This is a genomic window from Aurantimonas sp. A2-1-M11, from assembly GCF_036549475.1.
Classification (GTDB): Bacteria; Pseudomonadota; Alphaproteobacteria; order Rhizobiales; family Rhizobiaceae; genus Aurantimonas.
In genome coordinates this window covers 22,562-42,264 of sequence record NZ_JAZHLI010000040.1, presented here as the reverse complement: position 1 = coordinate 42,264, position 19,703 = coordinate 22,562, and the positions used below count along the sequence as shown (strand labels likewise).

Genomic DNA, 19,703 nt, shown 5'->3' with positions numbered 1-19,703 from the left:
TCGTCGCATCACGCCGACCGCATCATGTGACGATCATCGCATCGATCACGAACAGAAGCATGCCCCTCGCGAAACAAGCCCCTTGACCTCAAGGCCCAATGACAGAAGGCGTCGATATCACCAACCGTCGGAAACGAACTTCTTGCCGGATAAGACTTGGCGGCGACGTCAGCATTGCTGATCCCAATGACAAAACCGCTTGCATTCCGGGGCGCGTCCACACCCGAGCTGAAGCGGAACGGCAAGCGCCGGGGCGCTCCAGGAGCACCCAATTACTGGAACGCACTTTGCAATTCCTTCATCATGCCGACCGGTCGGACAAGCCTGTCGGACCAGTTGGACCAAAAATTCACCGCATCTAAACCCATCTGCGGCAAACCGGCCCCAGCTTCGCGATCTCCTCTTACGGGAGACGACAGGAGGGGCCAAGCTTGGACGCCAGATCACCGCAGACAGAGACCACGATATTCGTCGATCTCGACGGGACGCTGATCCGCAGCGATCTCCTCTGGGAAACCCTGTTTCTGGCGGCGCGGCAGAAGCCGCAGATCATGCTGCAGGTGCCGGGCTGGGCGGCAGCGGGCAAGGCGCGGCTGAAGGCCGAACTCGCCCGGGCCGTCGATTTCGATCCGGCGCTGCTGCCCTATCGCGAAGAGGTGGTCGAGCGGCTGCGCCGCGCGCGCGCCGAGGGCCGACGCATCGTCCTGGCTACCGGCGCCAATGAGAAGCTGGCCCACGCCGTCGCCGATCATCTCGGCCTGTTCGACGCGGTCATGAGCTCCTGCGACGCGGTCAATCTGACCGCGCAGCGCAAGCTCGAGCGCATCCTCGACGATTGCGGCGAGCATGGCTTCGACTATGTCGGCAACTCCCACGAGGACATCTGCCTCCTGGAGAGAGCCTCCGAGGCAACGGTCGTCGCCCCGGACCGGGCCGCGGCGAAGTGGCAGAAGCGCACCGGCTCCCAGCACCTCGACGATGCCGGCGGCCAGTTGCGGCCGGCGCTCAAGGCCATGCGCCCGCATCAGTGGATGAAGAACGTCCTGATCTTCGTACCCATGGTCCTGACCCACGAGTTCTTCAATATCCAGATGCTGGTTGGGGCGATGCTCGCCTTCGTCAGCTTCTCCTTCGCGGCCTCGGCGGTCTACATCCTCAACGATCTCCTCGACCTGACGGCCGACCGCCGCCATCGCTCCAAGCGCAATCGCCCCTTTGCCAGAGGTGCCCTGGCGATCCCCATGGGGATCAAGCTAGCCGTCGGCCTGCTGGCAACCGCGATCGGCATAGGCTTCTTCCTGCCCGACTATTATCTGGCCGTCCTCGGCCTCTATCTCCTTACAACGACGGCCTATTCCTTCGCCCTGAAGCGCATGCTGCTGATCGACGTGATCACTCTGGCCGGCCTCTACACGATGCGCATCGTTGCAGGATCGGAAGCTTCCGGCGTGGAGACCTCGTTCTGGCTGCTGGCCTTCTCGCTGTTCTTCTTCCTCTCCCTTGCTCTGGTGAAGCGTTTTACCGAGCTGCAGGATTTCGGGGTCGGGGCCGGGCGCGCGACGACGGGGCGCGGCTATGTTGGTGCCGATCTGGAGACGCTGAGCCAGGTGGGCCTCGCATCGGGTTTCGCGTCGGTGCTGGTCCTGGCGCTCTACATCGACAGCATGGAGGGCGCCGAGCAGTACACCGAGCCTTTCCTTGTATGGCCCCTGTGTCCGCTGGTTCTCTACATTATCGTGCGTATATGGATCCTTGCCCGCCGCGACCAGATGCATGACGATCCGGTGGTGTTCATCATGAGCGACTGGCGCAGCCAGGTGATGATCGGCCTGGGCGGGGCGCTGTTCCTGCTCGCCGCCCTTGTCTGAGCCGCATTTCGAGAGCTGGGGGCGTCCGGCCCGCACCACCCGCAGGGCGGTCGCCAGCCGCGACCTGACGGGCCTGCCGGCCGGCCGGCTGACAAACGGGACCGACTGCGGCGACGGTTCGTTCCTCCCATTCGGCAATGGCCGCTCCTATGGCGACACTTGCCACAACGATGCCGGCACGCTGATCGACACCCGGCCGGCGGCGCGCATCCATGCCTTCAACCGGGAAACCGGCATGCTGACCGCCGATGCGGGCGTGATGCTGAGCGAGATCACCCGCCATGTCGCGCCGGCGGGCTGGTTCCTTCCGGTGACGCCGGGGACCCAGTTCGTTACCCTCGGCGGCGCCATCGCCAACGACATCCACGGCAAGAACCACCACCGCCGTGGCACCTTCGGCTGTTGGGTCGAGGCGTTTGAGCTCGAGCGTTCCGGCGAGGGACGCGTCCATTGCAGCCGCAATGCGCGCCCCGATCTGTTCGCCGCGACGATCTCCGGCATGGGCCTGACCGGCCTGATCCGGCAGGCGACGATCCGACTTCTGCAGGTGTCCTCGCTGACCATTGCCCAGACCACGACGCGCTTCGACCGGCTGGAAGACTATTTCGAACTGGCCGAGGGGGCCGACGAGCGCCACGAGTATGCGGTGGCCTGGATCGACTCGCTGGCGACCGGCAGGGCACTGGGACGAGGCCATCTCATCGCCGGCGACCACGCTCCCGATGGCGACAGGACCGGTATCGCCCGCGGCCCGCTGGCCGCCGTTCCGTTTACGCCTCCCATCAGCCCGTTGCGCGGCATCGCGCTGCGCGCCTTCAACGAGGTCTATTATCGCAAGCCGCGCCGGGGCACGATGCATCACCTGGTGCCGTTCGACCAGTTCTTCTATCCGCTCGACCGGGTTGGCCGGTGGAACCGGCTCTACGGGCCGCGCGGCCTGCACCAGCACCAAAGCGTGGTGCCGGCGCAGGCGGGGCCGGACGCCGTGCGCGCCCTGATCGAATGCGCCCGCAGCCACAGGCAGGGCTCGTTCCTCACCGTGCTGAAGCGGTTCGGCGATCGGCAGAGCCCCGGCCTGACCAGCTTTCCACGCCCAGGCTACACGCTGACCCTCGACTTTCCCCATCGCGGCGAGGCGACGCTGCGGCTACTGGCCGAACTAGATCGGATCACCGTCGAGGCGGGCGGAGCGGTAAACCCCTACAAGGACGCCCGCATGTCGCCGCAGACCTTCGCGGCGGGCTTTCCGCAATGGCACAGGCTCGAGGCCATCCGCGATCCATCTATCGTCTCGGATTTCTGGAAACGCACGGCCCTTCAGCTCACCGCCACATCGGGCGGCGCGCACAAGCAACGGTAAATTTGGAGCGCGTAAACGATCGATTTGTTTACCCTGGTGGCGGCCGGTGTCTCGCCGTTGAGCGCGAATACGGCGATCTTAAAACATCCCTCACAGGTTTCCCCTAGATCAACTGCGTCGGATCGGGCCGATCCGAAATTCTGGACGAGGCAGCGCCGATGGCGAAATACATTCCGTTCATCCTGTTCACAGTGTTCACCAACGCCGCGGCGCAGGTCATGCTGAAATACGGTATGATGCAGCTTGGCGCCCTGAGCTTTGCCGGCGTCAATCCGATCCTGAAGATCCTGCAGATCGTCTTCAGCCCCTGGGTCTTTCTCGGGCTCTGCACATTCGTGATCTCGATGGCCTCGCACCTCTTCGTCCTGTCCAAGGTCGAACTGTCCTTCGCCTATCCCTTCCTGTCGTTGGCCTATGTGGCGGTCGCCATCTTCGCCTATTTCGTCTTCCGCGAGGATCTAAATGCCCTGCGCATCGGCGGCATCGCCCTGATCTGCGTCGGCACGATGCTGATCGCCCAGGGAGGCTCCCGGATCCATGGCGAGGAGCCCGCGCTCGACGTCGCCCAGGCCCCCGCAAACGAGGTTTCCCGATGAAGCATGTTCTCTTCGGCGGCGACGGATTCGTCGGTCGCCATCTCGCCCAGAAGCTCGTCGCGGACGGCTTGAGCGTGCTCGTCGCCGACATCGTCAAAAGCGACCTGCCGCACTATGCGCAGTGCGAATTCCTGCATACCGACGTTACCGATCCGGCAGCGGTCAACGCCGTGCCGATCGCGGCCGACGACATGGTCTACAATCTGTCGGCCAAGATGCTGTCGCCGATCATGCCGCGGGCCAAGCGGCACGATTTTTTCTACCCGGTGAACTATCACGGCACCAAGCACATCATGTCCGCGATGGGCGATGCCGGTGCGACGAAGCTCGTTCATTTCACCACCGACATGATCTACGGCCATACCGTGGTCTATCCGATGACCGAGGACCATCCCGTCTCGCCGCTTGGCGAATACGGCCAGTCGAAGCTCGACACCGAGCATCTGGCGGCCGAATGGCGCGAGCGCGGCATGAACATCACCCTGTTCCGGCCGCGCCTGATCATCGGCCCCGGCCGTCTCGGCATCCTGGAAAAGCTGTTCAAGCTGATCGACGCCAATCTGCCGGTGCCGATGATCGGCTCGGGCCGCAATCCCTACCAGTTCATCTCGGTCTTCGACTGCGCCGAGGCGGCGCGCCTTGCCTGGAAGGCCGGCGTTCCGAACGAGGCCTACAATCTGGGCTCGCTGAACCCGCCGCCGGTCAGGAAGCTGCTGGGTGATCTGGTCAAGCACGCCGGTTCGAAGTCGCTGCTGATCCCGACGCCAGGCTGGGCGGTCAAGCGCGCGCTCGACTTCCTCGACCTCATCAACATTCCGCTGATGGATCCCGAGCAGTATCTCATCGCCGACGAGATGTGCGTCCTCGACGTCGGCAAGGGCGAACGCGACCTCGGCTGGGTCCCCCAGTATCGCGACGAGGACATGCTGATTGCCGCCTATTCGGAATATCGGGCCAAGCGTGCGGGCCATGCGGCCCCCGCCGGGTCGTACGCGCAGCCGGCCGAGTGAGCCGACGCCACAGCTAGGAGAGACATGATGCTCGATCGGCCCACGGTTGCCACTCCGGACCTCGCCCCGATGCTTCGTCGGGGCCCCGACAAGCCGACCCTCCTGACCGTCGAGGACGCCAAGGCGCTCGACGTGCGCACGATGGCGGACCTGTTCAAGGACTACATCAATCCCGGCCAGTTTCACTTCATGAAGCTGCTCGGCTTTCACAAGGTGAAGGTCGAGAGCGCCGAGGGCATGTACTACATCGACCAGAACGGCCGGAAGATCCTCGACTTCTTCGGCGGCTTCGGTTCGCTGGCCTTCGGCCACAACCATCCGCGCATCCTGGAGGCGCGCCAGCGGTTCCAGGGCGAGAAGCGCCACGAGATCGCCATCGCGTTCCTGTCCCAATACGCTTCGGCGCTGGCGAAGAACCTGGCGGCCTGCTCGCCCGGCGATCTCGACATGGTGTTCCTCGGCTCCTCCGGCTCGGAGGCCATGGAGGCGGCGATCAAGGTGGCCGAGCGCGCCTCCGGTCGCAAGAACTGCAAGATCGTCCATGCCGAGAACTCCTTCCACGGCAAGACCAAGGGTGTGCTGTCGCTGACGGACTCGCTGCTGTACCAAGGCGAGTTCAAGCTGGTCGGCAACACCTACAAGGTCCCGTTCGGCGATCTCGAGGCGCTGGCGAACGCCATCCGCAGCGATCCCGACATCGGCGTCGTTGTGTTGGAGACCGTGCAGGGCGGCGGCGGCATCATCTCCGCCTCCACCGACTACTGGCAGGGCGTGCGCGCCCTGTGCGACAAGCACAACGTGCTGTGGGTCGCCGATGAAGTGCAGTGCGGCTACGGGCGCACGGGCCGCTTCTACGCCTTCGAGCATCATGGCGTCGTTCCGGACGTCACCGCCCTGGCAAAGTCGCTTGGCGCCGGCAAGGCGGCGGTGGGTGCGATGATCGCCAGGCGCGAGGTCTACATGAAGGCCTATGGCACGCCGAAAACGGCGATGATTCATGCCCAGGCGACCTTCGGCGGAATCGGCGAAGCCTGCGTGACCGCCATCGAGGGCCTGAACGTCCTCTATGACGAGGATCTGATCGGCAATTCGGCCGAGGTCGGCGCGTATCTGCTCGACCGCCTGCAGGCGATCCAGGCGAAGTACCCCTCGGTCATCAAGGATGTGCGCGGACAGGGGTTGATGGTCGGCCTCGAGTTCCACGACTTCTCGCGGACCCTGCCGATGGCACTGCGGCCGATGGTGGCGATCCTCGACGACAAGCTGAAGGGCTCGCTGTCGGGCTTTATCGGGGCGCTGCTCCTGCGTGACTACGACGTGCTGGTGGCCTTCACCGAGTACAATCGCAACGTCATCCGACTGGAGCCGCCGCTGATCTGCGGCGAGGAACATGTCGACCAGTTCTGCGACGCCCTCGACGCGCTGCTCGATCGCGGCATCGTCTCCATCGTCAAGGATTTCATCCGCTCGCAGATGAACTGACGTCAGATATTTGCAGCGACGACATGGAAGGGCCGGGCGAATTGCCCGGTCTTTTCGCGTTCTCACAGACGCAATCTGGCCCGCGGCCCGCCGTCATTGCGGTGGGAGCAGACCCTGGCGCACATAGGCGTCCCAGCAGGACGACAGCGATATGCGGGTGTGGCCCGCAAGGCCCGGCTCGTAGATCTCGCGCAGCCGGCGATTGGCGAGCGTCACCGGGCACAGCGGGTAGAGGAGGAGGTCGGTCGCTTCCACCGACTGCAGCACCGCCGATCCCGGGTCGGGCACGGCGCGAAACGGGTCGGCGCCAATGGCGATGCCCCGCGGCGCCTCTCGATCGAGAAGCCAAGGGAAGGGATTGACGAAGTTGAGATTCATGATCGTGCCGAAGCGCACGCCCTGGCGGGCCTCCAGCGCCTGGATCGCCTTGACCGCTTCCTCGGCGCCCATCAGCCAGGTCAGATGGAAATCGGGCTCGTTGTAGAGGGTGAAGCTTGGCAATTGCCTGATGTCCGCGAGATGATCGTAGGTGTCTGGAAACCGGCGGTAGGTATCCAGCATCACGGTCGCCCGCTCCATCAGTTCGGGGCGCTGGGAGACGGCGCCGAGCGTGCCGAGCCGTGGCGCGTCGAGATCGACATAGGCGATCTGTCCGACGATGGCGCGGGCCCCGCGGTGGATCACCTGCACGAAGGTCGGCAGGGCACTGGCGGCGACGAGCGCGAGCACCAGCGCGAGGCGGCGCGTGGGCCCGCCGCCGGCCCGCACGAGGATGCGCAGGAGCACCGGCCAGACGAATATGAAGCCAAGGCCTCCGGTGTTCTGGGTTTCCACGAAGAGGCCCGTGAAGGTCGCCGCACCCAGCCAAAACACGTCGCGGTCGAACAGCGCGACGACACCTGCGGACCGCGGCGCGCGGATCAGGGCCACGACGGACCGCAGGATGTCGCCGAGCCCGATCAGCCCAAGCGTCACGGTGAGGATCGCCAGCGGCCCGAAGACCATGAAATGGATCGAGGCCGCCTGCAGGAAGCGCGGCAGGATGCTGCCCTCGTTGAGCCCGACGAGCGCGAGGATGTCCGCCAGATATGCGCTGACAACGCCCGTCGTGACCTCGAGCAGCGCCAGCGCGGCGACGAAGCCGAGGATCGAGAGGATCGCGGTGCGCAGGGCCACGCGACCGGCCGCAAGGGCGAACGCGCAAAGCAGCCCCGCGCCGACGAAGCCGGTGATCTTGGTGAGAAACAGCGCCAGCATCGTTGCAACGATCGTGGCCAGCATGGTCGCTCGGCCCTGAACGAAGACCAGCGCGGCCGCCAGGACGTAAAGCAGCAGGCACATCTGCCTGTTGTAGATGCCGAATCCGTCCACGCCCGGGAAGCTGTAATAGGTCTCGACGTTGATCGGCAGGATCTGGAAGACGAGGAACGGCACCAGCAGCGCCACGGCGACGAGCCGCGAGCGGCGGTCGACATCGGCGAGCACCGCCGCAAAGACGGGGCCGGTGACCAGCAGCAGCGACCATTGCGCGACGAGCAGCGGCTGTCCCTCGGGAAACAGCCGCACGAACAGCGCGAAGAGCCAGTAGCCGAGCGGCCCGACCGGGGTGAAGAAGTCGACGCTGGGAAGCTGCCCGCTCCAGATCCGGTTCGCCGCGTCGAAATAGATGAACAGGTCCCAGTAGAAGGCGCCGATCGGCAGCGTCAGCGGCACGGTCAGCAGCGCGGCGAGGACGACGCAGGCGAGTGCCAGCAGCAGGACCGGCGACGTCAGGACCGACTTCGCCGTCCCGGTGGATCGTCGGTCAACGGAAGAGGTGAGCGTCAAGGATCCGTTCCATCACGAGCCAGGCTGGGAACGGCATCCTCCCCGATCGTGGTTAACAAACCGTTGATCATAACCTTGCGTCATGCCCGCATCGGCGGTCATGGCAGAGGCGCGCCGTTTGCCCGACAGCCGATGTCGCAAAGAGACGGCGCGGCCCGGCGGATGCCCCGCTAGGCTCGGCAAGCGGTTACGGCAGTCTGTTGGACGAGGGGTGGTCATGCGGGAGCGGGCGCGCGCGGTTGTCATCGGCGGCGGAGTGGTCGGCGTCTCCACGCTCTACCATCTGGCGCGCAAGGGCTGGACCGACAGCGTCCTGATCGAACGCCGGGAACTGACCTCCGGCTCCACCTGGCATGCCGCCGGTCTCCTGCCGCTTTTCAACATGAGCTACGCCGTCGGACAGCTCCACCGCTATTCCGTGCGCTTCTATCGCGAGTTGCAGGAGGAGACCGGCATGAATGTCGGCTTCTCCAACGTCACCAATATCCGCTTGGCGCGCACGAAGGACCGCTGGGACGAGTACATGTATTATGCCGGCGTCGCCGAGACGATCGGCGTGCCGGTCCGGATCCTGACGCCCGAACAGCTCAAGGAGGCCTGGCCGCTCTGCGAGACCGACGGCATTCTCGGGGCGATTCAGAATCCCGAGGACGGCTACATCCAGCCTGCCGACCTGACCCAGGCGCTGGCCCGCGGTGCCCGCGAACGCGGTGCCACCATCCACCGCAATACCACCGTCACCGCCATCGAACGGCTGGCGTCCGGCGAATGGAAGATCGTCACCGACAAGGGTGAAATCGTCTGCGAGCACGTCGTCTCGGCCACCGGCAATTTCGCCCGCCTGACGGGGCGAATGGTCGGGCTGGACGTGCCAGTGATCCCCGTCGAGCACCAGTATATCGTCACCGAGCCGCATCCGACGATCGTCGAACGTCGCCGCCAGGGCTTGCCGGAAATGGGTGTCCTGAGGGAAAGCGACTCCTCTTGGTACATGCGCGAGGAGAATGGCGGGCTTCTGCTGGGGCCTTACGAGATCGGCGCGCCCTGCTGCTATCTGGACGGACCGGATGCGAACAGCGAATACGAGCTCTTCCAGGAGGATCTCGACCGGCTGATGCCCCATGTCGAGACCGCCATCGCCCGGGTGCCGGCCTTCGGCGAGGTCGGGATCAAGAAGATCTACAACGGCGCCATCGCCTATACGCCGGACGGCTCGCCCATCGTCGGCCCGGCGCCGAACCTCAGCAATTTCTGGCTCAACGAAGGCCATTCCTTCGGGATTACGGCAGCAGGCGGCGCCGGCTGGCAATTGGCCGAATGGATCGTCGACGGCGAGCCGACGGTGGATCTGGCCGGAGTCGATCCCCGCCGCTTCGGCCCCTATGCCGGCGAGGGCTATCTGCGCGCCAAGAATGAGGAGGCCTATGCCAACGTCTTTTCGGTGCATTATCCCGACGAGGAACGTGCCGCCGCCCGGCCATTGAAGACCTCGCCTTCCTACGAGCGGCAGAAGGCGCTCGGTGCCGTCTTCGGCGCGGTCTATGGCTGGGAGCGGGCCAACTGGTTCGCCCCCGAGGGCTACGCAGTGCCCGAAGCCGAGCTCGATGTCGGCGCCGACGTCCTGCTCAGGCACAATCACGCCGCGGCGGACCACACCGGCCGCATCCGCGAGCGCTGGTCGTTTCGCCGGTCCAACTATTTCGAGCATGTGGGCGCCGAGGTGAGGGCGGTGCATGAAGGCGTTGGGCTTCTCGACATGACGCCCTTCGCCAAGGCCTATGTCAGCGGACCCGGCGCGGCCGCCTGGCTCGACGGCCTGCTCGCCAACCGCATCCCCCGGACGCCGGGACGCCTCGCGCTCTGCCATCTCCTGACGCCGGCCGGCGGAGTGCGCAGCGAATTCACCGTCTACAAGGCGGGCGCCGAGAGCTTCTATCTTGTCTCCGGCGCCGCCTATGAGAGCATCGACCACGACATCCTGCAGAGGGCGCTGCCGTCGGGTGGCGACGTGCGGATGCAGCCGGTCACTCACGAATTGGGCGTGCTGGTGCTCGCCGGCCCGAGATCGCGCGAGGTTCTGGCGAAACTTACCCGCACCGACCTCTCCAATGCGGCCTTCCCGTGGCTGACCGGGCAGCGCCTGTCGATCGGCCCGGTGGCCTGCACCGCGCTGCGGGTCAACTTCATCGGAGAGCTTGGTTGGGAACTGCACCACCCGATCGAGATGCAGAATGCGCTCTACAACTTCTTGATGCAGGCAGGCGCCGAATGCGGCATCCGTCCCTTCGGCATCCGCGCTATGGGAGCAATGGCGCTGGAGAAATCCTATCGCCAATTCCCGCGGGAACTCTCCATCGAATACAATGCGCTGGAGTCCGGTCTTCAGAGGTTTGTTCATCCGGGCAAGGGGGATTTCATCGGCCGTGAGGCGGTCGTTCGGGCGCAGGACTCGGGCCTGCGCTGGCGATTCGCGACGCTAGAGGTGCATGGCGTGACCGACGCCGACGCGCGTGGCTCTGAACCGGTTTATGCCGAGGGCGCGCTGGTGGGGCGAGCGACCAATGGCGGCTTCGGCTGGCGGGTCGGTCGAAGTCTTGCCCTGGCGATGCTCGATCCGGCCCATGCCCACGAGGGCACCCGACTGGCGATCAAGATCCTCGGCAAGCTCTACGAAGCGAGGGTGATCGGCGAAAGCCCGTTTGATCCGGAGAATGCCCGTCTTCGAAGCTGAGTTGAAAGCCTTCTCTGATTGGGTCTTTTGGAGGCCGTTTCGAAAGGGCTGAGCAGCCGAAGTAATAATGACTCCAAGAGGGTAGAAGCCGATTGGAGAAGATCATTCGGACCATCACCACCCGCGAGCACTGCAAGCGCCGAACGGCGCGTTGTCAGAGACGGGGGAAATGATGGACGGGCAACATCCACGGCATGACGGAAATTTCGCCCTGATTTCGACATTTCCTTGCGTAAGTTGGAAAGGCGATGTCGGAGTGGGAGCTTGATATGGCTCGACGGCAGATGATCGTGATTGCAAGTTGCGGAGTGCTTGTCGGTTGTAGCTTAGGATCACCGATCTCGAACTTTGCCTTTCCCAAGATGGAAGAAATGGATATCCCGGATATCCATTTCATGGGTGTGCGGCTCCATGGGGAGAAGCCCGGCGTCCGGCCTACTCGGACGACGCCTTACCAACTATCGCGCGCCGAAAATGACACAGTGCGTCGGGCGGTCGCCTCACGCTTTCCAGGTTCGGTCGAGGTCACCTTCTATCCATTGAGATCCGGCATTGCCGACGATGGCACCGTGTCGGTCTGCGGGATGGTCTCTTCCCGCAACGATGAGGGCGCGGAGAAAAACAGGCTGTTTCGCGGCGATTTGCTGCGACAGCGGGAACCCGGCACCCCATCCTTCTCTGTCAGGCAAATATCTGGCGCAAATGCCGCCACGATCGAGGTTTTCGGCGACTGTCAGCAGCAGGGCCTAGCCTAAACTGCGCGGGAGGGGACGACGTGCGAAATTACAGGCCTGAGGCCTTCAGGCCCGACCATTCTTAAAACGCGTCGGAAGCGAATGAGCGGCTTCCTAATGGGCGGCTCGGGCAGTCTCATCTCCGCAGCGGCTGATCCTGACCAAAACGTCGGTCTCGCCGGATTGAAAGCGCGGTTTTCCCGGCCGAAAAGGTCCCCGACATTCCGAACGCTCTAAAAGCTTCCGAGATCTGCTTGCCCTTCGCGATGACGAGGACTTTCTCCGTCATCCCCGTGGCAGGGCTGACACATGACCGTAGCCGATCATACGCCATGCCATTTGAAACAACCGTGCGAACGCAGGCGTCCGCGCATGGGACAACCGGGGGACCTCGAACGCCATCAAGAGCGTCTTTGGCGTTGTCCGGCACCGGTGGGTGAGGACAAAGGAGGCCTTTCGCAGAAGACCGTCTGTCTCATGATCTTGAAGCCCCTCATGGCAGCTACCAAGACCTGGAGGCTTGGAGGGGCGAATCGCTCGCCGATGGCTATCGCGCGTCAATTTCATCGACGGTGTCGCAATCACGCGACGGGCGATCTCCATGACGCCTGACCCGCGGCGTTACCCATTCCCGCCCATAGCTCGATTGACACTGAGGCGCACCGGAATCCACCTACGTAAAAACCCTTAGGAGCAAACCGAATTCTGCGCCCTCCTACGCGTCGCTAGAAAGGGTCATCGACTCGCAGGCATCAGGAGGGTTTCCATGACCACGGCTCTGGCAACAGCCATCGATCGGGTACGCACGGCGGGCCCCGTCCCGGCGAAGCCCATGCGGGCCTTTCGCGAGACCACCCCGCGGTCGGAGACCGCCGGGGTTGGGATTGCCGGACAAGTGCTGAACTTCGTCCAGGACAGCGAAATCTACGCCGAATGCGAAGAGGTCCAGTCCTTCTACAAGGTCGTCAGCGGTGTCGTTCGTACCTGCAAGTTCCTGAGCGACGGCCGACGCCAGATCGAAGGCTTCCATGCCGCCGGCGATATTTTCGGGTTGGAACTCGGCGTGGCGCACAATCTGTCGGCGGAGGCCGTCTCGGACTGCACCGTTGTCGCCTATCGCTGGCGCGGCATTCAGCACATGGTCGCCCAGAGTGAGCAGCTCGCGCCGCAAGTGTTCAACTTCGCCATGCAGTGCCTGGAGCGTGCGCAGCATCATGCGCTGCTGCTCGGACGGCGCAGTGCCGCCCAGCGGGTGGCCGCCTTTCTCCTCGGGATGGCCGGCCGGGACGGGGATGAGACTGTCGTCCAGCTCGCCATGACCCGCCAGGACATTGCCGACTATCTGGGCCTGACCATCGAGACCGTCTCGCGGACCCTGTCCCAGTTCGAGCGCGACGGGCTGATCGCCCTGTCGTCGACCCGCCATCTGGTCCTTCTTGACGCCCATGCCCTGAAGGCTTTGAACGATTGAGTCTGAACTGCCACGAGCCGGACGGCAGGCTGGGTGCGGGTCGGCCATCGCGCCGGTTGCCGCCGCTGCGGCGGAACTGGGTGGCGCCTCCGGGTGACGGTATTGTGAATTGCGTGGCAGTCCATCCGGCGAGACGCTTGCCCAATGGGATACCGCATCCTTGCCCTCCTGTCGGCCGTGATGGTCGTCCTGCCGGCGCTGACCGGCCATGCAACGGCCGACGGGCAGGGGCGCGGTTTGCGGGACCTCGGCGCCACCACTGGCAGCAGCCGAGACAGGGGCGTCCAGGTCGACGCCGAGCTCATCCTGGCCGTCGACGTCTCCTGGTCGATGGATCGCGGCGAGCAGGAGATCCAGCGGGCCGGCTATGCCGCCGCTTTCCGCAGCGAGGACGTCCAGAAGGCGATCATGGGCGGGCCGCATGGCCGCGTCGCCGTGTCCTACATCGAATGGGCTGGCACCATGTCGCAGGCCGTCGTCGTGCCGTGGATGCTGATCGAGTCCCGCGAGGCGGCCGACGGCTTCGCTTACCGGCTGCAGACCGAGGAGCCCGATCGCGAGCGCCGCACGTCGATCGCGTCGGCCATCGATTTCGCCGCCCCGCTGTTCGAGGGCAATGGCTTCGACGGCCTGCGACGGGTCATCGATATCTCCGGAGACGGGCCGAACAATCAGGGCCGCATGGTCACCGATGCCCGCGATGCCGCCGTGGCCCGGGGCATCGTCATCAACGGGCTTCCGCTGATGACGTCTGGCGGTTACAGCTCCTGGGGCGCGATCCCCGATCTCGATCTCTATTACGCCGAATGCGTGATCGGCGGTCCGGGATCGTTCATGATCCCGGTGAACGACTGGTCGCAATTCCCTGATGCCGTACGCCGCAAGCTGGTGATGGAGTTGGCCGATAGCTGGCCGACTAGCCGGGCCGACGACGCCCCGCTCATGCGCGCACAAGCCGCCGCCGCGCCCGACTGCCTGATCGGCGAGCGCATGTGGCAGGACCGCCAGCGCCGCTGGATGGAGGATTTCTGACCCGATTCGCGCCGCGAACGTGTCATTCGTCCGAACGCGTCACGGATGTGCCGGCACGGCCTCACGTCAGGCGGGCGCGAGCACCGAGCGTGTTGCGCGTTCCTGCTGGGGCGAGCGCGAATAGAGCTCACGATAGCATTTGGAAAAATGCGACGCGGAGACGAAGCCGCTGGCCACCGCGATCTCGACGATGGGCAGTTGCGACTGCAGGAGCAGGTGGCGCGCCCGGTCCAGCCGGATCTCCAGATAGTAGCGGGCCGGCGAGCGGCCCATCTCCCGATGGAACAGCCGCTCCACCTGACGGCGCGACAGGCCGACATGATGAGCGATCTCGACCAGCGACAGCGGGTCGGCGAGATTGGCTTCCATGATCTCTATGACCTGCAGAACTTTCGAATGCTGCACGCCGAGCCGGGCCCGCAAGGGCAGCCGCTGGCGGTCTTGGGAGCCGCGGACGCGGTCGGTCAGCGCCTGCTCGCAGACGCGGTTGACCACCTCCTCGCCCAGATCCTCGCCGATCAGCGTCAGCATCATGTCGAGCGCGGCCGTGCCGCCGGCGCAGGTGTAGATGTTGTGGTCTATCTCGTAGAGATCGGCATAGGCGTCGACCCGCGGGAACGCCTCGGTGAAGCCGGGCAAGTTTTCCCAGTGGATGGCACAGCGCCGGTCAGCCAGAAGGCCGGCACGGGCCAAGATCCAGGCGCCAGTGCACAGCCCGCCGACGCTAATACCGCGCTGGTGACATTCACGCAGATAGGAAAAGCTGGTCTTGTCCGTGAAAGCCTCGACGAACACGCCGGAACAGGCGAACACCATCGAGGGCCGGTGCTCGGCGAGGAGCGCCCTGCGCTCGGTCTCGACGGACGACGTCACCGCCACCTCGACACCGTTCGACGCGCGGGCGGGCTGGCCGTCGGGCGAGACCAGACGCCAGCGATAGACCTCGCGGCCGACGACGCGATTGGCAATCCGCAACGGCTCGATGGCGGTCGCAAAGGCAATCATCGAGAAATTGGGGACGAGCAGGAACACGATGGTCCGCTTCGGACCGGCGCCCGGCCTGTCCGGCGAGACGTGCCGGGGCGTGTCGATCAGGCCGGCCGCATTTCCTGAGCCCATACCGCCCGCTCCGCATCAAGGGCCATTCGCGCATGGCGCGCGCAGCCCAAGGTGGAGCGGAATGATGGGTTTCGCAAGGCGGAGGAGGCTGGCGAATTCAGACCGCCAGCCGCCGGCTATGCGACAGTGCTACTTCTTGCCCTTGCGCGCCTTGCGGGCGGCATAGCGCGCGTCGCGCTCGGCCTTCTTGGCGGCCTCGTCGGCGACCATCTGCGCCAGCGGGCGGTCCTTCTCGGCCTTGCGGGCTTCTTCCTCCGCAACGCGGGTGGCCTCGGCCTCCGCATCGATCGCGGCCTGCTCGCGGGCCTTGATCTCGTCCTCGGCGCGCTTCTTGGCGAGCCGCTCGTCGCGGGCCGCGGCGATCTCCGCGCGTTCCTGCTTGGCCTGCTCGTGCTCGGGGCTTTCCAGCCGCTCCTTGGCCTTCTGCAGCAGCGCCAGCTTGGCGTCGCGAGCCGCATTACGGCGTTCGGCGAAATCGGTATCCTTGGGCTTCAAATCATCACCAGTGGTCGTCGGTACGGCGCCGCGCAATGCCTGCGCGGATTTCGGGTCGCCTGTCATCGCTATGGATGCCTGTTCGATAAGCCGCCCGGCGTCTAAGCGCAACGGTCGAAGGGCGATTCTCTCGCCGTTTCTTGCCAATCCGGGCACAAATTGGTCCCTGGCGTCGTGTTCGGCGCCCTATGTCGCACGGCGCCGACCCTCGGTCGTTCACTCCTCGCGGTCGCGCGAGCGTAATCCGGTGCGGCGTCTGCGGACCTCGACGGTCCCGCCGCTGCCGCTGTCGAGGCGCGCACCGTCCGGTCCGCGATTGGGAAGCACCTGGACCCTGGCCAGTTCCGGAAAGGCGTCGAGCTTGTTCGGAAACGCCATTGCGGCGACGAAATGGCGCTGGAAGTCGGGCTCGAGTGCTGTCTCGATCTTGGTGATGTGTCGCACCGTCGCCTCGATCTCGCGGCGATAGGCCCGGTTGAGCAGCGCCATGCGGGCACCGGCGCCTGCGGCATTGCCGACCGAGCCGCATCGAGCGAGGTCGCAATCGGGCACCAGCCCCAGGATCATCGCATAGCGCGGCTCGATGAAGGAGCCGAAGCCGCCGGCCAGCGCGATCCGGTCGATGCGGATCGGGGCGGCAGGAGGGGGATCGGCTAACGCCGACGGCGGCTCGGGGGCAACCGCACGGCCGGCCTGCGCGGCGAACAGCGTGTCGGCGAGTACTGACAACTCGGCCGGTTCGAGGTCGATCAGCATGGCGTACGTGACATCGGATCGTTCGGTCGTCGGCGCAGGGGAGCCCGGCGCCGCCATGGCGGCGAATTTGTCCATCAAGAGCTTGATGCCGGCATAAAGCGCCGCTTTGGCAAGCTGGATCGCGCGGATGTCCGTCTGCAGGATGCGGATCGTCTGGTCCGGTGTCTCGTGCAGCACATAGGCGAAGGTCCGCCCGTCCTGGACGATGCGCGGCGAGCGCTCGGCGAGGGCCCCCAGTATGGCGCCGTCCTCGCTCAGGATGCCGGAGAGGAACATTTCGGCGATGGCCTCGATGATGCCGGAGCCGCAGATGCCGGTGACGCCCACGGCTCGTGCGGCCTCTGCAAAGCCGGGCTCGTGCGACCATGTTTCGACGCCGATCACCTTGAAGCGCGGCTCCAGCGTCGCGGGATCGATGCGCACGCGCTCGATCGCGCCCGGCGCCGCCCGCTGACCGCTGGAAATCTCGGCACCCTCGAAGGCCGGGCCGGTGGGCGAGGAGGCCGCCAGCAGCCGCGTGCTGTTGCCGAGCACGATCTCCGCATTGGTGCCCACATCGACGATCAGCATCATCTCGTCCTGCCGGTGCGGCCCCTCCGCAAGGGTGACCGCAGCGGCGTCGGCCCCGACATGGCCGGCGATGCAGGGCAGGAGATAGGCGCGCGCCGCCGGATGGAGCGACAGGCCGAGATCGCTCGCCGGCACCGCGACCGCCCCGGACACCGCCAGGGCGAAGGGCGCCTGGCCGAGTTCGGTCGGGTCGATGCCGAGAAACAGATGATGCATGATCGGATTGCCGACGAAGACGCAGTCCATGATGTCGGCGGTCGCGATATGCGCCTCGGCCGCAACCTGTTCGACCAGACCCTGGATCGCAGCCCGGACGGCGGCCGTCATCTGCGGCCGCCCCTGCGGATTCATCATCACATAGGAGACGCGGCTCATCAGATCCTCGCCGAAGCGGATCTGCGGATTGGGCATGCCGGCGGACGCGATGGTGGCGCCGGACAGGAGCGAGGACAGATGTAGCGCGATCGTCGTGGAGCCGATGTCGACCGCGATGCCGTAGGCCTCGTTCTTCAGGCCGGGATACAGCCCCATCAGGCGTGGGCGCTCGTCGTCGCGGTCCCGGGCGATCGCGCAGGTGACGGTCCAGCCCCCACGGCGCAGGATCGCCTGCACCTCAGGCAGGATCGCCGGATCGACGATCGGCGCGGCGATGCCCCAGTCGCGTTCCAGCGCCGCGAAGACCCGGTCGAGATCGCCCAGCGGCGCGTGCATGTCGGGCTCGGCGACCTCGACATAGAGGAGCCGGATTGCCGGATCGCGGGGGAATTCGCGCGTGTCGACCGCCTTCCGCACGACGGCCGGGTTCACCGCCATGTCGGTGGGCAGGTCGACGACGAGATCGCCCTCGATGGTCGCCGAGCAGGAGAGGCGGCGGCCGGGCTGGAGCGCACGCTTTTCGGCATAGCGCGCTTCTCGGGCCGACCAGGGCGAAAGGTGATCGGCGGCCGAGACGATCCGGTGCTTGGCGAAAACGCCTTCGGCAACCTCGATCTGGCAGCGCCCGCAGATGCCGCGTCCGCCGCAGACGCTCTCCACATGGACGCCGAGCGAGCGAGCCGCCTCGATCACGGGGGTGCCGCGGGCGAAATGGCCCCGCCGGCCCGACGGCATGAACAGCACGAGGGGATCGACGCCTGCCGTCATCGGCGCCTCAAAGTCGAAGCGACGTTTACTTCGCGAGGCGCTTTCGGTTGGCGCGCACGCGCTGGGAATAGGGCTTCAGGCCGGCAGACAGGATGGTGTCGCCGTGATTGCTGCTGCGGCCGGAGCCGGTGACTGCGGCAGAGGTCATCGCTTCGATTGCCGCCAGGTTCATCGCCATCATGGATTCGCTGGCGGCCTGCATCTTCTCGCTGACCATCCGGGAGACCTCGTCGCGATCCTTGGCCTGCGGCGAGGCGGCCGATATCCAGAACTGGGTCAGACGCGTGCCGATGACGAAGGGCGACATCACCATGAGGGTCGTCAGCTCCGCCGCGGTCTTGGGTGCGTGGAAGAAGGACGAGGGGATCGGTTTGCCGCGGGTCATGCAGGGTATTCCTTGTTCTGTAGTCCTTCCCAAACGCGTCGGACGGCGAAAAGGTCGACGCATCCCTAGCTTTATTTCGCACCTGCAAAAAGCGATGCTGCGGCACAATCCAACGATATGTCGCCCAACGATATGCGGCGGCCGGCGTCATGGGGCGGCCCTGCGGCCTTCGCGCCCGCCGCGGCGCCGACCGGCCACCCCGGTCGAGGCCGTTGGGGCCGCTTCCCACCCGCCGGCCGATCCCGCCGGGGCCGCCTCGCGGTAATGGCGGATCCACTCGCCGCAGGACGAATCGTTGCCCATCAGAACATTGGCGGCGCGCACCGCTTCCATCTCCTGCGGCCGGCACGGATTCATGATCGCCGATGTCATGCCCGCGGCGATTGCCATCGGCAGGAAGGCGGCGTTGATGGCGTGCCGATGGGGCAGGCCGAAGGAGATGTTGGAGGCCCCGCAGATGGTATTGACGCCGAGTTCCTCGCGAAGCCGGCGGATCAGCGTGAAGACCTGACGACCGGCGGTTCCCATCGCGCCGACCGGCATGACCAGCGGATCCACGACGATGTCGCAGGCCCGGATGCCGTAATCAGCCGCGTGGCGGACGATCCGCTTGGCCACCTCGAAACGGACGTCGGGGTCTTCGGAGATGCCGGTCTCGTCGTTGGAGATGGCCACGACCGGCACGTCGTGCTTGCGGATCAGCGGCAGGATCACCTCGAGCTTTTCGAGCTCTCCCGTCACCGAATTGACCAGGGGCCGCCCATTGGTGACCGCAAGGGCGGCGCTGAGCGCCGATGACACCGAGGAATCAATCGAGATGGGCAGGTCGGTCAGGCTCTGGACGAGGCGGATCGTCTCGACCAGCAGCGGCGGTTCGGAAGCATTGGGATCGACGGCGGTCACCCCGGCATTGACGTCGAGCATGGTGGCTCCGGCGGCGACCTGGGCCAGTACGTCCCGGGTCACCGTGTCGAAATTGCCCGCGACCATTTCGGCGGCGAGGGTCTTGCGGCCGGTGGGATTGATGCGCTCCCCGATGACGCAGAAGGGCTGGTCGAAGCCGATCACGACCTCGCGGCTGGCCGATGCGACGATGGTGCGTGTCATGCCGGGTCCCCTCCATA

Annotated in this window: 15 protein-coding genes and 1 pseudogene; 9 read left to right on the top strand and 7 right to left on the bottom strand. The window is 65.5% G+C overall.

Annotation, left to right across the window (positions count from 1 at the left end):
• Positions 1–431 precede the first annotated feature (431 nt).
• The 5 genes from VQ042_RS16850 to VQ042_RS16830 all read left to right on the top strand — a co-directional run bounded on the left by VQ042_RS16850 (position 432) and on the right by VQ042_RS16830 (position 6,316).
• Positions 432–1,868, top strand: a complete 1,437-nt coding sequence (locus tag VQ042_RS16850) for a UbiA family prenyltransferase (protein ID WP_331821360.1) — start codon at positions 432–434, stop codon at positions 1,866–1,868.
• Positions 1,861–3,228, top strand: a complete 1,368-nt coding sequence (locus VQ042_RS16845; protein ID WP_331821358.1) for an FAD-binding oxidoreductase — start codon at positions 1,861–1,863, stop codon at positions 3,226–3,228. The genes VQ042_RS16850 and VQ042_RS16845 overlap by 8 nt, the downstream gene beginning before the upstream one ends.
• Positions 3,229–3,386: 158 nt before the next feature.
• The gene (locus VQ042_RS16840) at positions 3,387–3,824 is read left to right on the top strand and encodes a transporter (protein ID WP_331821356.1); all 438 of its coding nucleotides are present in this window, start codon (positions 3,387–3,389) and stop codon (positions 3,822–3,824) included.
• Positions 3,821–4,834 carry an NAD-dependent epimerase/dehydratase family protein gene (locus VQ042_RS16835; RefSeq protein ID WP_331821354.1) on the top strand — a complete coding sequence of 338 codons (1,014 nt, stop codon included), beginning with the start codon at positions 3,821–3,823 and terminating at the stop codon, positions 4,832–4,834. Before VQ042_RS16840 ends, VQ042_RS16835 begins: the two co-directional genes overlap by 4 nt.
• Before the next feature lie 69 nt (positions 4,835–4,903).
• Entirely contained in the window at positions 4,904–6,316 is a 1,413-nt protein-coding gene (locus VQ042_RS16830; protein ID WP_331821366.1) for an aspartate aminotransferase family protein, read from the top strand.
• Positions 6,317–6,409: 93 nt separating this feature from the next.
• Here VQ042_RS16830 and VQ042_RS16825 read toward each other — a convergent pair whose 3' ends face one another.
• Positions 6,410–8,143 carry a hypothetical protein gene (locus VQ042_RS16825; protein ID WP_331821353.1) on the bottom strand — a complete coding sequence of 578 codons (1,734 nt, stop codon included), beginning with the start codon at positions 8,141–8,143 and terminating at the stop codon, positions 6,410–6,412.
• Positions 8,144–8,360: 217 nt separating this feature from the next.
• Between VQ042_RS16825 and VQ042_RS16820 the strand changes: the two genes are divergently transcribed.
• Both VQ042_RS16820 and VQ042_RS16815 read left to right on the top strand, forming a co-directional pair.
• The gene (locus VQ042_RS16820) at positions 8,361–10,874 is read left to right on the top strand and encodes a GcvT family protein (RefSeq protein WP_331821351.1); all 2,514 of its coding nucleotides are present in this window, start codon (positions 8,361–8,363) and stop codon (positions 10,872–10,874) included.
• 248 nt (positions 10,875–11,122) lie between these two features.
• Positions 11,123–11,629 (top strand): hypothetical protein, encoded by a 507-nt coding sequence (locus VQ042_RS16815; RefSeq protein WP_331821349.1) that lies wholly within the window; start codon positions 11,123–11,125, stop codon positions 11,627–11,629.
• A 31-nt stretch (positions 11,630–11,660) separates the two neighbouring features.
• Here VQ042_RS16815 and VQ042_RS26025 read toward each other — a convergent pair.
• A pseudogene (locus VQ042_RS26025) lies at positions 11,661–11,800 on the bottom strand (IS110 family transposase); the annotation flags it as partial.
• Between the two features lie 574 nt (positions 11,801–12,374).
• Between VQ042_RS26025 and VQ042_RS16810 the strand changes: the two are divergent.
• On the top strand, positions 12,375–13,079 hold the full coding sequence (locus tag VQ042_RS16810) for a helix-turn-helix domain-containing protein (RefSeq protein ID WP_331821347.1): 705 nt from the start codon (positions 12,375–12,377) through the stop codon (positions 13,077–13,079).
• Between the two features lie 144 nt (positions 13,080–13,223).
• The gene (locus tag VQ042_RS16805; protein ID WP_331821345.1) at positions 13,224–14,111 is read left to right on the top strand and encodes a DUF1194 domain-containing protein; all 888 of its coding nucleotides are present in this window, start codon (positions 13,224–13,226) and stop codon (positions 14,109–14,111) included.
• A gap of 66 nt (positions 14,112–14,177) precedes the next feature.
• Here VQ042_RS16805 and VQ042_RS16800 read toward each other — a convergent pair whose 3' ends face one another.
• From VQ042_RS16800 to VQ042_RS16780, 5 genes are all read right to left on the bottom strand, one after another.
• Entirely contained in the window at positions 14,178–15,116 is a 939-nt protein-coding gene (locus VQ042_RS16800) for a GlxA family transcriptional regulator (RefSeq protein WP_331821364.1), read from the bottom strand.
• Positions 15,117–15,359: 243 nt separating this feature from the next.
• Positions 15,360–15,791, bottom strand: coding sequence for a DUF6481 family protein (locus VQ042_RS16795; protein WP_331821343.1), 432 nt, complete (start codon positions 15,789–15,791; stop codon positions 15,360–15,362).
• Between the two features lie 150 nt (positions 15,792–15,941).
• Positions 15,942–18,194, bottom strand: coding sequence for an ASKHA domain-containing protein (locus VQ042_RS16790; protein ID WP_331821342.1), 2,253 nt, complete (start codon positions 18,192–18,194; stop codon positions 15,942–15,944).
• A gap of 25 nt (positions 18,195–18,219) precedes the next feature.
• Positions 18,220–18,579: a hypothetical protein gene (locus VQ042_RS16785; protein ID WP_331821341.1), complete on the bottom strand. Its 360-nt coding sequence runs from the start codon at positions 18,577–18,579 to the stop codon at positions 18,220–18,222.
• A gap of 147 nt (positions 18,580–18,726) precedes the next feature.
• The gene (locus tag VQ042_RS16780; RefSeq protein WP_331821339.1) at positions 18,727–19,686 is read right to left on the bottom strand and encodes a dihydropteroate synthase; all 960 of its coding nucleotides are present in this window, start codon (positions 19,684–19,686) and stop codon (positions 18,727–18,729) included.
• Between the last annotated feature and the right edge of the window lie 17 nt (positions 19,687–19,703).